We start from the raw sequence: 16,258 nt of genomic DNA, 5'->3' as shown, positions 1-16,258 counted from the left end.
GGCTTTCACTCGCCCCTTAAAATTAGTTATACGGCAAGGCTCGGGCCAGCCAGTTTAATTACTTCGCTTGCAATATCCCGAGCTGCGTTTGGTCGGGCAAACGTCTTGATTTCTCTACTCAGGCGTTGCTGCTGGGATGTATCCGCTAACAGGTTAAGAGCCGTTGTAACCAGTTCTTGCCGGGCTGACTGGTCGGTTACGAGCATAGCTGCGTTATGATCGACCAGACTCATGGCATTTTTAGTCTGGTGGTCTTCGGCGGCTGCCGGAAACGGTACCAGAATAGCCGGGCGACCAACCAAACACAGTTCTGAGACGGATAAAGCGCCCGCTCGTGATACAACAGAATTGGCAACGGCATAGGCCTTATCCATGTCATAAATGAAATCGTAGGCCTTGATCAGGTTTGATCCAACGGCCGTTATGGCCGTCTTGGCCCGCTCAATGAAAGCCGGCCCCGTTTGCCAGATGACCTGAACACCCGCATCGACGAAGCGTTTCAGCCCACTTTCTATACTTTCATTTATTGTCCGGGCTCCCTGGCTGCCACCAATAATCAATAATGTGGGTCGGTTGCTATCCAGGCCGAAAAGCGCCTGACCAGCCGCTACTTGTTCGCCGGAAAACTGAATGGTACTGCGAACGGGATTGCCGGTGATCCTGATCTTGTCAGCCGGGAAAAAGGCCTCCATACCTGGGTAGGCTACGCAAATTCGTTTTGCCCAACGGGCCAGTACCTTGTTCGTCAGGCCAGCGTATGAATTTTGTTCCTGAATGAGCGTTGGCGTACCGTTTAGAGAAGCGGCCAGGAGGAGGGGACCGCTGGCGTAGCCGCCCACGCCCACGGCTACGTCGGGCCGGAAGTCGCGAACAATTTGCCGCGCCCGCCATAGACTAGTGCCCAATTTGAACGGAAAAGCCAGATTTGACAGTGTTAGTTCGCGTTTGATACCCACAATGGGCAACCCCACAATGGAGTAGCCAGCGCGCGGTACTTTTTCCATCTCCATTTTGCCTTCGGCCCCGACAAACAGAATTTCTGTAGCTGGGTTAATGGTTTTGAGTTCGTTGGCGATGGCGATCGCTGGATAGATGTGTCCTCCAGTACCACCCCCACTAATAATAATTTTCATTCAATAGGTGATTATGGAATACGGCTTGCGGTTTGTCGGTTTACGGGAAGGCCCTGGATTTGGGTCAGTGTTCGTATACAGAACACCGTGAGCAATATTCCACGAACATTAAATTTTACTCTCGTCGGCTTCGTCGCGGCTCACGCTCAGAACAATACCTATGGCCAGGCCCGTAAAAATGAGGGAGGTGCCACCCATACTTAGCAAAGGCAGGGGCTGGCCCGTTACGGGAGCTAACCCAATCGCTACGCAAATACTGGCAAAGGCCTGAAAAACAATGCTGAACGTTAAACCCGCCGATAGCAGTCCTCCAAAGGGGCGGGTTGCCTTTTGGAGGGTTTTCATGCCTCGCCACAAGAACCAGATGTACGCCAGAACCACCGGAATGCCCCCCAGTAACAGGCCATATTCTTCGACGATAATGGCATAAATGAAGTCGGAAAATGGGTTGGGCAGGGTGTTTCGCTGATGGCTGTTGCCGGGTCCCTGACCTGTTAAGCCACCGTTAGCCAGCGCGATGTACGATTGTTCGACCTGGTAAAAAATTGTATCGGAACTCATAAAATTCTTTACCCGGTTCGAGGCTGTGCCAAAGCGCTGCCCAGCCGCCAGGGCTATACCGCCGAACACGACACAAACGGCAATCATGTACCCCAGATAACGTACGGGTACCCGGCCAATGTACATCAGTAAAAAACAAGTAGCCCCCAATAGAAGCGCCGTTGACGTATTTGATAAAATAATGAGTGAGCAAATAACGCCAATCCACAGAATCAGGTTGAAAAGCACGATTGGATCGCTCATAAAGCGCTGCCGCTTGGCCAGCATAGCTGCCAGGTTGGAAATAAGCGCCAGTTTGGCCAAATCGGAGGGCTGAAACGTTTGGTTAATGATCGGAATCGTTACCCACCGCGAGGCATCATTCAGGGTTGAGCCTTTAAAAAAGGCCCAAAGTAATAAAGGAATGGAGAGCCATAGCCCGAATTTTGAGAGCCGGGCGTAATACACGTAATTGATCTTGTGGGCGAAATAAGTGCAAGCCAGTCCAATAAGCAGGAGGGATCCGTGCTTGAGCAAAAATATTTCGGTATTACCATCGAGTTCACGAAAGGCTTTGGTACCCGTTGCGCTGTAAACAACCAGCACACTCATGATGGACAGGTAAAGTACGATCCACCAGATCTGACGGTCGCCTTTGAGATGTGTACGAATCCAGTCGCGAAGAAACATGTTTTTCTAATATATGATATAGGATATAGGATGTATGATGTGTGCGGGTTTGTATTATATACATCCTACATCATATATCATACATCTTTCTTACGGCTGCTTTAAACTGGTTACCCCGGTCTTCGTAGTTTTTAAATAAATCGAAACTGGCACAGGCCGGTGATAGCAGAACAACATCGCCGGGATTACCCCACTCAAGCCCTTTGGCGATAGCGTCGGTAATGTCCTGTGTTTCATAGATAAACGAAACAGTGCTGCCGAAATGATCTACTAATTTATGATTGTCTACGCCTAAACAAATCAACGCTTTTACTTTTTTGTGCACCAGTTCGTCTAACTGGCTGTAATCGTTCCCTTTATCCTGACCTCCTGCAATCCAGATTGTTGGTGCGTCCATGCTGGAGAGCGCATAAAAAACCGAATCGACATTCGTGGCTTTGGAATCATTGATGAACTGAACGCCGTTGATCAAACCGGCCGGTTCGAGCCGGTGGGCTGCATTCTGGAAAGATTTCAGGCCTGCTTCAATGGCTTCGTTGGTTATACCTACCGACTGGGCCGCCAGGATGGCCGCCAGCATATTGAGGGCATTATGCGGCCCACGCAAAGGTGTATCGCTTTGTGAAATGGAAAAGGAATGCTGCTTATTCTTAGTAATCAATTGCCCATCAGCCAGATAGCCGCCAGGTGATGGAGAGTCTTTTAGGGAAATAGGGAGTTGATGTACGTCCGGTTGCCGCTTGGCCAATTCATCCAGGATGGGTTGGCTCTCCATAAAATAGATGAAATTGTTCTGCGGGCGGGCGTTTTGTAAAATTCGAAATTTAGAATCCACATAATTCTGGAAGCTGTACTGGTAACGATCCAGATGATCGGGGGTAATGTTAAGCAGCACCATGACGTCAAGATGGGTTTGATACATGTCGTCCAGCTGGAAGCTGCTCAGCTCCAGAACATAGTAATCGAAATGGTCGGCAATGACCTGCGCGGCAAAACTGTCGCCTATGTTGCCGGCCAGTCCCACATTCAGGCCCGCCGTTTTAAGTAGATGGTACGTCAGGAGAGTGGTGGTCGTTTTGCCGTTGCTGCCAGTAATGCCAATCAATCGGGCGCTTGTATAGCGAGCCGCAAATTCAATTTCGGAAATAACGGGCGTTCCCTGTGCCCGCAACTGCTGAACGAGTGGCACCGTGGCAGGAATGCCGGGACTTTTTATCACTTCGTTTGCCGCTAAAACGCGTTCTTCTGTATGCTGACCTTCCTCGAAAGGGATATTTGCTGCTTCAAGCGTGTTTCGGTATTCTGCTTTAAGCGACCCTCTATCAGAGAGGAAGATATCAAAACCTTTGGCTTGGGCCAGTAGGGCCGCACCGACACCGCTTTCGCCCCCGCCAAGAATGACTATTTTTTGAACTGACATAGAAAAGCTATACAAATAGCAAAATAACGCATAAATGAAGAAGCCCTGACTATAGGCCGGGGCTCCAATGGTAAATTTTCTTGTCAGGTGTTAGCTTTTGGGCGCTAACGAACTCGATAAACGGGCCCGGTTGGCTAATTTTACAATCAGAAAAACAACCCAGGCAATAATCAAAAACTGTATAAATGTATTCATAAAGTTGCCATAACGGATAGCCACTTCGGGAGTCGTTCCAACGGCTTCTTTCAAGACAATTTTTAACTGACTAAAATCAACACCGCCGAGAAACAGGCCTAAGATTGGGTTGACGATGTCTTCCACCAAAGAGGTCGTAATCTTGCCAAAGGCAGCCCCAATAATGACGCCAACGGCTAAATCCAATACGTTACCCTGGGCAATAAATGCACGAAATTCGTTCAGCATAAGACTCTTAATGTAGTTTATAAAGGTTAATTATATTAGAAGCGCCCTAACGAAGAGTCAGCCTTTTCCTTCTTTTTTCGGAAAGAACTCAGGTTATAAGAAAGGCCGATCGCCAGTGTTTGCTGAATTTGCAGAAAAGAGCTAAAGTCCTTATTGTAGAGAGCGATGAAGCCAAATGTCGTATTCAGGTATCGACTCACTTTAGCCGTTAGTGTAAGGTCGAGTCGGTGGTTGATGTTGTTAAATTGAGAGTACTCTGTAAAGAGTTGATAACGAGTGTTCAACGAAACGTTTTCGCTTAAGTTTTTATTCAGAACGGCCTGTAGTTGAAACGCCAGCCATTCCGTTCGGCTACTTTTACCGGGGTCCACGCCGTAGGCTCGTTGGGTAGGATCGGGCACGTAAAGGCCCGTTGTCGCATCTTGCCGCACACGTACACGCTGATCCGCCAGGAACGTAAACCGGGGAGCCAACGGGCTTAACCGGAGGGCAAACCAGTCGGTGGGTTTGTAGGCTAACCCGGCAGAAAACGTTAGTTGAGCCGGTGCAAAAAAATTGGAAACCTTGAGACTGGTTTGGTCAGCCGGCAGCTTGTCGTATCGGTAACCGGCCGTGAAAAATGTATTGAACGTACCCGAAACGAATAAATCCCATTCAGGCGCTATCCGATGACCCAGTACGGATATAAGAATAATCTGGTCGGCTGCTTTGCGGGTGCTGCCTAGTTGGGTTACGTACCCCAGCTGAAGATCGGCGGTATTGTCCCAGGAGGTCTTCCCTTTTTCGTATAAGGAGCGGGCTGTAACAACGCCCCCGATAGCAATCGAGTTCACCCCACCTCCCGACCAGTTACTGAACGAAGCTTGATTAAAATTAACGCCACCACTGAATGACCGCTGCCAATAAGATGTATCAGGTTTTACTGAGATCGTGTCTTTAAAGTTTGTCGTTATTCTGGTCGAGTCCTGCGCGGAGACTTGGTCAAAACATAGCCAGCAGATAAGTAGGCACACTGCATATTTTGTTAGCAAAGAGCATTCTTTGTAAAAATAGGTCATTATAAATCAGCCGGTTGAAACAATTCTACGTTTTTCGTTTGTAGCGCCTGCAAAGGAATCACGGTGGTTGTGTCTCCAGTGCGAAGCGTCAATGATAAGGAATCGATCTTTATGATTTTACCTTTTACCTGGTCGATTTGAATAATCTGGCCTTCCTGATACTTGTTCTTCGTATAAAAAGACGATAGAATATTAGCCATCAAATCGCGTGATGCTGACCCGTAACCAATAGCAAACGCAAAGATGATCCCACCAATAATGAGATTGAAGCTTGATTCCAGCAGTTCGGTATTGATGCCCGCTTGCCCTAGTGCGCTGATGACAGTAACAATCAGAAAAAAGACGAACACAATCATGCTAAGTAACCGTCCGGAACTGATATTGAACGATTTACATAGACCCAGAACAGCCTCCCTCAAGGCATCGGCCAGTAAAACGCCCACTTGTAGCATTATAGCCGCTACGATTAATTTAGGAATGAAATTTACCAGAGACGCTACCATGTCGGAGATCACAGCTACCCCTAGTGTTTGGGTAGAGGCTGTAATGAACATTAGTAAGATGTAGTAGTAAAGAATTTTGGCAATGATTTCACTGAGCTTAATTTCGGTTTTCAACCGCTTTATAAAGCTGATTTCATTTAACCGATTACCGATCCTATCCAGACCTACCTGATTCAGGACCCGGCGGATGATAAAAGCTGCCAGCCGGGCAAACCCAACACCAATCAACAAAATTAGCATAGCCCCAACTATGCGGGGAACAAATTCAACGAATTGATTGATCAGATTCTGAAACGTATTACGTACTACTTCTGCCAGATTAGGAAGCTGTCTCATGGGGGAGATGTGTGTCGTTCTGTGAGATTTGGGATGGGTTTACGAGGGTAGTGACCAGATCGAATAAATTACCGACATAAACATCTATAAGTGTGATCGCATTCCGGATCAAATCAATTTCTGAAACTAGTTCATTTTGTAAATGAGGTGGACAGACGGCATCTGATTCGATTTCTTTGAACGGTTTTGGAGATTCCATAAGGGATTAGTTAACGAAAAGGCCGGCGAACAGAAAGGGCTACTTTGATGGCGACCAATAACCAGAAGACAGCACCTTCCAGATAGTGTTTCCGCAGTTTGTCACGTGATCGCTTGAGTCTCATTTTCACGGCACTCTCTGTCAGGCCACTGTGAACGGCAATCTCACGGATACTAATGTCATCCTGGTATTTCATGAGTAGCATAGTCTGTTCCTCAATCGGCAGGTAATGCAGCGCTTTCTGAAGTTGTTGAGCCTCCATCTCGGCTAGTTCAGCCAGACCATCGTCGTCGCCAACATCCAATCGTTCCCAACCATCGTCTATGTATACTTCCCGGCGCACGTTGTGCGATCTTAATTGATCAGTACAGTAATTGTAAGTGATCGAGTACAACCAGGTCGAGAATTTAGACTGTCCACGGAAGCCACTCAGTTTTACAACCAGCTTAAGGAAAATATCATGTGTCAGATCTTCTGCACGGACCGGGTCTTTTGTAAACGATAAGCATTTTCGATAGACTTTATCGCAGTATCGTTTGTACAGTCGCTCAAAGTATGCGTTCCGCTGCGTTTCTACGTACAGACGTACCAACTCCTCATCTGAAAAAGTATCCATTTTATGTAATAATGGATAGTAAGACACAGGGGCCGATCGAAAGTAACAGCAGCTTGATATGTAGCGGTATAAATTATCTTTAGTTTAGTGTACTGGCATATGAAACATGGGCATAAATTACATGCCTGATTCATTTGGATGGTACCCTGACTTTTTGGATTGGTCACACCAGCCAACCTCTATCAACAATAGTGTGACTAACAAGCTACTGTAAATGCAATTGAGTTATAAAATGATCATGTCGATAGGTAACGTGATGCTTTCCAGATATGTATTCGCCAATTGGTTGCTCTATTCTACGCCAGGCGGTGACAATGACCCTTTAAACGAAAAATACCCGACCACAAGGCCGGGTATTTTTACTATGAGTGACCAGACTATTAACCAATTGATACCCGCTTGAAAGCAGTTACAGTTAGTCCTTTGCTGGTTTTTTCCAATAATTGGGCAATCGTCACCGAACTGTCTTTAACAAACTCCTGGTTCAATAGGGTATTGTCTTTGTAGAATTTGTTGAGCTTACCCATCGCGATTTTCTCGAGCATTGCTTCTGGCTTGCCTTCCTGACGAGCCTGTTCTTTGCCGATTTCGATTTCGCGCTGTACGATCGTTGCATCAACACCGTCTTTATCCAAAGCAACCGGCTTCATAGCCGCAATTTGCATAGCGATGTCCTTACCTACTTCAGTAACGTCGGTACCGTTCGTATTCATCATACCAACCAATACACCCAGTTTACCATTTGAGTGAATGTACGATACAACTTGATCTGCAGAAACCGTTTCGAATGAAGCAACATCAACCTTCTCGCCAATTTTGCCCATCAGGTCGGTGATGTGATCCTGGAGGGAACGGCCATCAGCCTGGGGAGCTGCCAGAAGAGTTGCTTTGTCTGTCGCGTCCGTAGAAACGGCTGCGTCAAGTACCGCCTTTGCCAGGCTCTGGAAATCAGCCACTTTAGAAACTGGCTCCGTTTCGCAGGCCAGTGCGATGACTTTACCGCTTTTACCATCCGAACTAACGTGCGCCAATACAATGCCTTCAGCCGTTGCGTTGTCAGCCCGTTTATCGGCTATTTTCTGACCCTGCTTCCGCAGAATTTCTTTCGCTTTGTCAAAGTCGCCTTCGGCTTCGGTGAGGGCTTTTTTACAGTCCATCATGCCGGCTCCGGTCTCTTGCCGAAGTTTATTTACGTCAGCAGCAGTAATTGCCATAATAATAGGTTATTGTCTAATTAAATTGCCAAAAAATGTTTGGTACTCAAAGCATTGGGTCCCGAAATGGAATAGCCCATAGCGGCTGGCTACGGGCTATTTCAAAGTCAGGTTTACGGCATTCGGTATATAGTTCGTAAAGCGTTAGCAACCGTAGCAACGGGCCGCCGGAAACCATATACCATAAACCTTTTATGCGTCCTGCTCATCTTCAGCAACGGCGGCCGGAGCAGCAGTCGCTTCTGGCTGAGTTTCGCCTTCGGCTTTCGCCTGGGCCAGATCTTCAGAACGTTTAGCTTCTTCTTCTTCCTGAACGCGCTGATCGTCTTTATCCTGTTTCCGCTCCATCAGGCCTTCTTCGATGGCCTTACCGATGGCAAGCGTAATCAGCGAGATCGACTTATACGCATCATCGTTAGCTGGAATAGCGAAGTCAACTTCTTCGGGATTCGAGTTCGTATCGCACATGGCAAATACGGGGATACCCAAACGATGGGCTTCAGCAACAGCGATGTGTTCACGCTTTACGTCAACAACGAACAGAGCGGCTGGCAAACGAGTCAGATCGGCAATACCGCCCAATACGCGTTCCAATTTTTCTTTATCGCGGCTGCGTGTCAAACGCTCACGCTTGGCAATACTTTTGACGGTCTCCTCGTCTTTCAGCATTTTGTCCAGCGTTTGCATTTTCTTCAGCGACTTACGGATCGTAGCGAAGTTCGTTAACATACCGCCCTGCCAGCGATCCGTAACGTATGGCATTTTCAGGCGACGCGCTTCTTCCGAAACGATTTCCTGAGCCTGCTTCTTCGTTGCGACAAACATCACTTTCCGGCCCGAACGAACGATACCTTTGATCGCGTTCGCAGCTTCGTCTAACGCAGCAACTGTTTTGTTGAGGTCAATAATGTGGATGCCGTTCTTCTCCATGAAGATGTACGGAGCCATCCGGGGATCCCACTTACGCGTAAGGTGACCGAAGTGCACACCCGCGTCGAGGAGGTCTTTATATTCAATTTGTGCCATTTCCGACTTGAAATATGAATGTTGTTAAAAAATACGCAGCACCACCCGTCGGCATCATCTAAGGGCAGTCTGGACAAATTCTGTCTACGGCTTCAGGTTGTGGCTGTGAAAAAAACGCAATCCGCAACCGTAAAACCATATTAACGTTTCGAGAACTGGAACCGACGACGGGCTTTCCGACGGCCATATTTTTTCCGTTCGACCATACGCGAATCCCGTGTCAGGAAGCCTTCTTTTTTGAGGGCCGGACGGAACTCAGCGTTCAGTTCAACAAGGGCACGGGCGATAGCCATCCGCGTCGCTTCGGCTTGTCCCGATACACCACCACCGCGAACGTTTACTTTTACGTCGTAACCGCCAACACCGTTGACCGTTGCGAACGGCTGGTTCAGAATGATTTGCAGGACTTCGGTAGGAAAATACTGTTTGTAGTCTTTTCCGTTCACCGAGATGGCTCCGCTGCCCGCCGACATATAGATGCGGGAGATGGCAGTTTTACGGCGGCCAATGGTATTAATACGATCCATTATGACTTAGAATTTAACTTCTGTTGGTTGCTGAGCCTCATGTGGGTGTTGACCACCGGCATAAACGTACAGGTTGGTATACAACCGACGACCGAGCCGATTTTTCGGCAACATACCTTTGACGGCGTGTTCGATGATACGCTCAGGATGTTTTTCAAGCAGCAACCGGGGCGATGCGAACCGTTGACCACCAGGATAACCTGTGTGGCGGACGTAGACTTTGTCGGTCATCTTGGCTCCGGTAAGGCGAACCTTATCGGCATTGATGACAATCACGTTATCTCCGCAGTCAACGTGTGGAGTGAAGTTGGTTTTGTGTTTGCCGCGAATCAGGCGTGCGATGTTGCTGGCCAGCCGACCAAGCACTTCACCCTGAGCGTCAACCACAATCCATTCCTTCTGCACCGTTTCTTTGTTGGCAGAGATGGTTTTGTAACTGAGCGTATTCACTGTTATGGAGACTAATTGTTTGATTTATACTACCTTACCTGCGTAAAAAACAGGCCCGTCCTGAAACGGGAGTGCAAATATACGAGATAGAGTACTGAAAAACAAGGGGATGGCTAGAATATGAAAGCAACGCCTTATTTTTGCTTTATCTAACCTGCTAACGTCAAATGGCTGATTCGTTTCGACTGGACAGGACTGCGTTTCACATGGGTACTCACGAAGAAACAGAACGTTACCATGCCCGAAATCAACCGGCAACGTTTGCTGACTGATTAAAAGCGGCTGCTTATTTGAACAGCACCGCATTTCGGTATGATGTAAATACCCCCCCTCGTTGGACCGCACTGCTTTTTCAGCTCGAAAACACGAAAATGACTGATCTCTTTAAGGTAGATTTTTAGGATTTTTTGGTGGCTTTACAGAAACGAAAAGTCCTCTACGTATTAGTTGGCGGGTATTCTGTAATTCTGCATGGTTACAATCGAACCACGGGTGATATGGACATTCTGGTTGAAAAGTCCGAACGTATCGTTCAAATCTCTTGAACGATATAGAACAGTTAATGAAGAGCCGGAAATGAGGTTCTCGACTCTTCGTTAATGACCTGTTACCGTAGCTTCAATGTTGCTAAAGCCAGTACCGACAGAATAATACCAACGATCCAGAAACGCGTCACCAGCTTGGCTTCATGGTACCCTTTCTTCTGAAAATGATGGTGGAGGGGCGACATCAGGAAGATTCGTCGGCCTTCCCCGAACTTTTGCTTTGTGTATTTAAAATAGCTGACCTGCATGATAACGGACACCAGTTCGACCAGAAAAATACCGCAGATAATGGGGATCATTAACTCTTTACGAATGGCCAGGAACAACACGGCAATGACGCCCCCTAGCATCAGGCTACCGGTATCACCCATGAATACCTGTGCCGGGTAGGAGTTATACCATAAAAAGCCGACGCAGGCTCCCACGAAGGCCGCGCAGAATATAACCAGCTCGCCTGAATTCGGGATGTACATGATATTGAGGTACTGCGAGAAAACTTTGTTACCGGACAAATACGCCAACACGCCAATCGTAAGCCCGATGATGACGGATGTGCCGGCAGCCAGCCCGTCGATGCCGTCGGTGATGTTTGCCCCGTTCGATACGGCCGTGATGATGAATATGCAGATAATGACGTAGATAATCCATGTGTAACTATCCGGTACCAATCCGAATAGCAGGGAGTTATAATCGAATTCGTTATTTTTTATGAAAGGTACCGTGGTCAGCGTCGATTTAATATCGGTGTACACATCGGGTACGTTGGAGGTACTGAGCAACCGGGGGGCATACACCCGAATTTTAACCGAATCGTTGAAGTAAAGTGTCAATCCGACGATCAGCCCCAGGCCTACCTGCCCAACTACTTTAAACTTTCCTTCCAGCCCCTCTTTATTTTTTTTGAACACCTTAATGTAGTCGTCCAGAAAGCCAATCATACCCGTCCAGACGGTCGAGACGAGCGCCAGAATAACATAAACGTTCGATAGTTTGGCAAACAGCAAAGCCGGAATCAGCAGGGAAGCCAGAATGATAAAACCGCCCATGGTTGGCGTGCCGCGCTTCTGTAACTGGCCTTCCAGTCCCAGATCACGGATTGACTCGCCAATCTGCAGGTTGCGCAGCGTGTCGATGATGCGCCGACCGAAGATAGCCGCAATCAGTAACGAGGTAATAACTGCGCCCAGCGCCCGAAAAGAAATATATTGGAAAACGCCCGCACCGGGGAAGTTATAGCGTTCGTCAAGAAACTGGAAAAGGTAATAGAGCATTTTTGAAGAGCGAAAGAGTGAAAGAGTGAAAGAGCGGGAAAGCAATAGCGGCTTATAGGCGCTCTTTCACTCTTTCGCTCTTTCACTCTTTGTACGGACCAAAGTTACTGATTTCGACGTTCTGTGAAAGCCTCCCGCAACACAACCCGATCATCGAAGTCGTATTTGATACCTTTTATATCCTGATAGGTCTCGTGGCCTTTACCCGCAATTAAAATGATGTCGTGCGGACGGGCTAACGATACGGCCTGGCGAATGGCTTCGTGCCGGTCTGGTACCGTGCTCGTTTTCTTGACATCAACGGGCGAAATACCCGCCTGCATTTGCTCCAGAATCGCCATGGGGTCTTCATGGCGGGGGTTATCGGAGGTCAAAATGACGCGGTTACTTAACCGGCAGGCTATATCGGCCATAATCGGGCGTTTGGCGGCATCGCGATTGCCTCCGCAACCGACCACCGTGATGACCTGCGGGAGGTAATCCTGCTCGTCGGCGGTGCGTAACTCATTGATGGTTTCCAGCACATTCAGCAGGGCATCGGGGGTATGCGCGTAATCGACAATACCAACAATCTGCTCCTCGGATACTACCTGCTCGAAACGGCCCGATGGAGGTGTAATGCCTGATAATGAAGTGAGTACTTCGGTAGAATCTTCGCCCAGCAGCAGAGCCGTTCCGTACACACTCAGGAGATTGTAGGCATTGAAACGGCCAATGAGTTTGAACCAGACCTCGCGGTCATCGATAAGCATATTCAGGCCAAACAGGCTATCGGCAGTAATTTTTCCCTTGAACGTAGCCAGGGTTTGCAGCGAGTACGTTTCTTTGCGGGCGGCCGTATTCTGAAGCATGACCAAGCCACGTTTATCATCTACGTTGGTGAGGGCAAAGGCTGATGCAGGAAGCTGGTCGAAGAATCCTTTCTTGGCCCGGATGTACTTATCGAACGTACCGTGAAAATCAAGGTGGTCGTGCGTGATGTTTGTGAAAATACCACCAGTGAACGCCAGACCAGCAATACGCTCCTGCACGACTGCATGCGAACTTACTTCCATAAACACGTGCGTACAGCCATGGGCCAGCATTCGGGTCAACAACTGGTTTGTAGTAATGACGTCAGGGGTTGTGTGGGTGGCGGGTATCACCTCATCGTCAATCTGGTTTTGTACCGTTGAGAGCAGGCCACAGCGATAGCCCAGCGAACGGAACAGCCGGAATAGTAAGGTTGCCACGGAGGTTTTGCCGTTTGTGCCGGTTACACCCACCAATTTCAGCTTTTTCGAGGGCTGGCCGTAGAAATTGGCCGCGGCCAATCCCAGTATTCTGGCCGAGTCCTGCACCCGAACATAGCTTACGTTCGGGTTTATGACAGCCGGAAGCTCCTCGCACAGAATGGCATTTGCTCCCTGCTGAATGGCCGTTTCTATGTACGAATGGCCATCGGTGAGGGTACCCCGTACGGCAATGAATAAACTGCCCGGCCCGGCTTTACGCGAGTCCATCGTCAGACTCGTTACGTCGGTGTTCATACTGCCGGATGTCGCCAGCAGTGGAATTTTATAGAAGAGGTCTTTGAGTTGCATCCGCGGGGTGAACGAACAACGGGTTCGTTTGTCGAATGCAAAAAAACAGATTAGCACCAGGACTACCTAATTTTGCTGCGGTTTAAACGTTCTAACCAGGCATGGATTAAGTAAGTGGGGCGAGCGACGCGTCAAGAAACTACATTCTAATTCAACAGACAAGAATTAGCCAAGCGTCAGGGTTATAACTTTCCCCATCGTTTTTTCGGTTTCCTGTCCCGGCGTTATTGACTGCTCTTTTACTTTGCCCCGCCCTTCAACCAGTACCCGGAAGCCCCGGTTTTCGAGTAAAAATAACGCATCGCGCAGGGGCAGTCCCCGCACATCGGGAACCCGGTCGGCGCGGGTAGGCCGCCCTTTCCAGCGTCCATCAGAAGCTGTTTCAACCCAGCCCTCGGTCGATGGTTCGTTGGGGAGGTTCAGGGCCGAACTGATTGTGTGCAGATCGTCGGCGTAGCCCGCTACCAAATCCGTCGACGAGCGCGGTTGCGAGGTTCTTGCGCGAATAGGCGCGTGCATCTGGTAATCGTAAGCGACAATTCGATCCGCTACAGCCTTGAAAACCGGTGCCGACACGGCTCCTGCGTACAGGCTGCCCTTGTTTTCGCCCTGCTGCGGGTTGTCGACCACCGCAATCATGCTGTATTTAGGGTTATTGGCCGGAAAATACCCGATGAACGATGTGTAATAACGACCAACCTGATACTGCCCATCGATAACTTTCTGTGCAGTGCCTGTTTTCCCGGCAATCGCATAAAACGGATTGTTGATGTGTTTCGCCGTTCCCGTTTCCACCACGCCCCGCAGGAGCTCCTGGGCCCTGCGCGCCGTCTCTTTCGAACAGATCGGGTCGGGTGCTATGTATGGTTTGTTATCTTCAATCAATTCGTCAGCCAGCTTGATTTGTTTAACGATAACCGGCCGAACCCACCGTCCGCCATTGGCTACCGCATTGTAGAAGGCCAGCATCTGCAATGGGGTAATCTGCATCTCATAGCCATAGCACATCGACGTCAGCGATACCTTGCTCCACCCTTTCATGTCGGGATTGCGCACAACGGGCATGGCTTCTCCTTTCATGTGAATGCCCGTGGGCTGGGTCAGGTGAAACTTGCGCAGGTAGCGGCAATAGAGGTCGGGGCGTTTGTAGAAATAGCTGCGCATCAGCAAATGCGTACCAATGTTCGATGATTTTTCGAAGACCTGACGGGCCGTGAGCGTGCCCGAGCCACCGCCATTGGAATCCACAATTTTTAAACCATTGTATCGAACCGCGTGCTGACCCGTTTCAACTTTCTGATTGAGGGAAATAGCTTTTTCTTCCATCAGGGCCATCATCGTAGCCAGTTTAAACGTAGAGCCGGGGTCGGTTCGGCCAGCCAGCGCGTGGTTGAAATTCTCAACATACCGATCGCCACCACCGCTGCCTTTCACTTTTGTCAGGTTGGCCATCGCCCGGATTTCACCCGTGGCTACTTCCATCACAATAACGCAGCCTTTGGAGGCACTGTACTTTTCCAGCGTTGTCCGGAGCGCCGACTCAGCCATATCCTGGTAATTAACGTCGATTGTCGTGTACAGGTCCATACCGGGCTCGGGTCTCATTTCGGGGCCGTCGTCAACGGGTTTGCGAATACCCCCCGACAAGACCTCTACAAGACCTACGGCATTCCGGCCCGCCAGAGCTGGCTGAAAACTGGCCTCCAGACCAATCAAACCCCGGCCTGTTTTGGCGTTGAGGTTACCGATGGTACGCTCGGCCATCTGGTCGTAAGGATGATAGCGTTCGTAGTATGGACGGAGCACCCCGCCCCGTGCCACCACTTTGTTAGACGACCGGAAGAACGGCCACTTGAGCATCTGCTGCCGCTCTTGAAACGTAACCCGCCGACGATTGAGCAACACGTACCGGCGCTTGTGAGCGCGGGCATCCCGAACAAGGTCCGTGTAGTCGCGCGCCGAACGATCCCGGTAAATGCGGGACAGTAATAGACCCAGCGAATCCACTTTTTTGTTGAAATACTCGGGCTTGGCCATCGTAGGATCCAGCCCAACCACGTAGGTGGGAAGCGAAGTGGCTAGCAGGCTGCCGTCGTTTGCATAAATATTGCCCCGCATTGCCCGTACCGTATCCCGTTGAATCAGGGTTGCGGCCACGCGTTCCCGCCAGAATTTTCCTTTTAGATCTTTCTTGAAATACTGCACCGATACCAGCCGGATGACGACACCAACGGCCAGGAAAATGACAATGTAAAAGACGTGATTCGCCCGTTGAATGATATCCTGCTTAATGTTCATCGGTCTTGACCACTATTTTATGGGGTGGTGTCTGACTGTCGGCCAGGCCGAGAGCCGCCACCCGTTTACTAATTTCGGATTGTTTGCCGCTTTTGTTGAAGTCGGCTTGCAGTACCGTGAACTGCGATCGTAATTCATCGACCTGGGCTTTGGCGCGCTGGGTTCTCCGGACGAGTCGTTCGGCGTTGTGATTCAGGCCAATGTACAGAATAAGCAGAAACGTGACCCACAAAATACGGTCAATGTGCTGGATCGGCCAGGCGTTATCTTCCCCAAACAGACGGTCTAACCCAATGAATTCATTGAGCCAGGAAGCCAGCCTAAGCTTACGCCGTTGTTTTTTCTGCTTGGCTATCCGCTCGGGTTGCCGAAAGGTATTTTTAGCCATAATGGGTTAGGGTACGATGTCTGTACAAAGAAACAAAA

The 16,258-nt window shown here is 49.1% G+C and carries 15 protein-coding genes; all 15 read right to left on the bottom strand.

Annotated features, from left to right (window positions below; all coding sequences use genetic code 11):
• Positions 1–26: 26 nt before the first annotated feature.
• Positions 27–1,133, bottom strand: coding sequence for an undecaprenyldiphospho-muramoylpentapeptide beta-N-acetylglucosaminyltransferase (murG, locus tag ACYU87_RS21430; RefSeq protein ID WP_461136148.1), 1,107 nt, complete (start codon positions 1,131–1,133; stop codon positions 27–29).
• A 108-nt stretch (positions 1,134–1,241) separates the two neighbouring features.
• Complete coding sequence (locus ACYU87_RS21425) at positions 1,242–2,363, bottom strand: FtsW/RodA/SpoVE family cell cycle protein (RefSeq protein WP_046576897.1); 1,122 nt, start codon at positions 2,361–2,363, stop codon at positions 1,242–1,244.
• Positions 2,364–2,433: 70 nt separating this feature from the next.
• Positions 2,434–3,783 carry a UDP-N-acetylmuramoyl-L-alanine--D-glutamate ligase gene (gene murD, locus ACYU87_RS21420; RefSeq protein WP_461136147.1) on the bottom strand — a complete coding sequence of 450 codons (1,350 nt, stop codon included), beginning with the start codon at positions 3,781–3,783 and terminating at the stop codon, positions 2,434–2,436.
• A gap of 90 nt (positions 3,784–3,873) precedes the next feature.
• Positions 3,874–4,206 carry a large-conductance mechanosensitive channel protein MscL gene (mscL, locus tag ACYU87_RS21415; protein WP_461136146.1) on the bottom strand — a complete coding sequence of 111 codons (333 nt, stop codon included), beginning with the start codon at positions 4,204–4,206 and terminating at the stop codon, positions 3,874–3,876.
• A 35-nt stretch (positions 4,207–4,241) separates the two neighbouring features.
• On the bottom strand, positions 4,242–5,219 hold the full coding sequence (locus ACYU87_RS21410) for a DUF3078 domain-containing protein (RefSeq protein ID WP_461136145.1): 978 nt from the start codon (positions 5,217–5,219) through the stop codon (positions 4,242–4,244).
• A 44-nt stretch (positions 5,220–5,263) separates the two neighbouring features.
• Complete coding sequence (locus ACYU87_RS21405) at positions 5,264–6,103, bottom strand: mechanosensitive ion channel family protein (protein WP_461136144.1); 840 nt, start codon at positions 6,101–6,103, stop codon at positions 5,264–5,266.
• A 209-nt stretch (positions 6,104–6,312) separates the two neighbouring features.
• Positions 6,313–6,918 carry an RNA polymerase sigma factor gene (locus tag ACYU87_RS21400; RefSeq protein WP_461136143.1) on the bottom strand — a complete coding sequence of 202 codons (606 nt, stop codon included), beginning with the start codon at positions 6,916–6,918 and terminating at the stop codon, positions 6,313–6,315.
• 380 nt (positions 6,919–7,298) lie between these two features.
• Complete coding sequence (tsf, locus tag ACYU87_RS21395) at positions 7,299–8,132, bottom strand: translation elongation factor Ts (RefSeq protein ID WP_461136142.1); 834 nt, start codon at positions 8,130–8,132, stop codon at positions 7,299–7,301.
• A gap of 192 nt (positions 8,133–8,324) precedes the next feature.
• Entirely contained in the window at positions 8,325–9,158 is an 834-nt protein-coding gene (rpsB, locus tag ACYU87_RS21390; protein ID WP_461136141.1) for a 30S ribosomal protein S2, read from the bottom strand.
• Positions 9,159–9,298: 140 nt separating this feature from the next.
• The gene (gene rpsI, locus ACYU87_RS21385; protein ID WP_461136140.1) at positions 9,299–9,685 is read right to left on the bottom strand and encodes a 30S ribosomal protein S9; all 387 of its coding nucleotides are present in this window, start codon (positions 9,683–9,685) and stop codon (positions 9,299–9,301) included.
• 6 nt (positions 9,686–9,691) lie between these two features.
• Positions 9,692–10,135 carry a 50S ribosomal protein L13 gene (gene rplM / locus ACYU87_RS21380; RefSeq protein WP_461136139.1) on the bottom strand — a complete coding sequence of 148 codons (444 nt, stop codon included), beginning with the start codon at positions 10,133–10,135 and terminating at the stop codon, positions 9,692–9,694.
• A 607-nt stretch (positions 10,136–10,742) separates the two neighbouring features.
• Positions 10,743–11,951 (bottom strand): phospho-N-acetylmuramoyl-pentapeptide-transferase, encoded by a 1,209-nt coding sequence (gene mraY / locus ACYU87_RS21375; protein WP_461136138.1) that lies wholly within the window; start codon positions 11,949–11,951, stop codon positions 10,743–10,745.
• Between the two features lie 104 nt (positions 11,952–12,055).
• Complete coding sequence (locus tag ACYU87_RS21370) at positions 12,056–13,534, bottom strand: UDP-N-acetylmuramoyl-L-alanyl-D-glutamate--2,6-diaminopimelate ligase (protein WP_461136137.1); 1,479 nt, start codon at positions 13,532–13,534, stop codon at positions 12,056–12,058.
• Between the two features lie 165 nt (positions 13,535–13,699).
• Entirely contained in the window at positions 13,700–15,832 is a 2,133-nt protein-coding gene (locus ACYU87_RS21365; RefSeq protein WP_461136136.1) for a penicillin-binding protein, read from the bottom strand.
• On the bottom strand, positions 15,822–16,220 hold the full coding sequence (locus tag ACYU87_RS21360) for an FtsL-like putative cell division protein (RefSeq protein WP_461136135.1): 399 nt from the start codon (positions 16,218–16,220) through the stop codon (positions 15,822–15,824). The genes ACYU87_RS21365 and ACYU87_RS21360 overlap by 11 nt, the downstream gene beginning before the upstream one ends.
• Between the last annotated feature and the right edge of the window lie 38 nt (positions 16,221–16,258).

Source organism: Spirosoma lituiforme, from assembly GCF_054776635.1.
The sequence above is the reverse complement of the archived record's forward strand: the minus strand, read 5'-3'. Positions and strand labels throughout refer to the sequence as shown.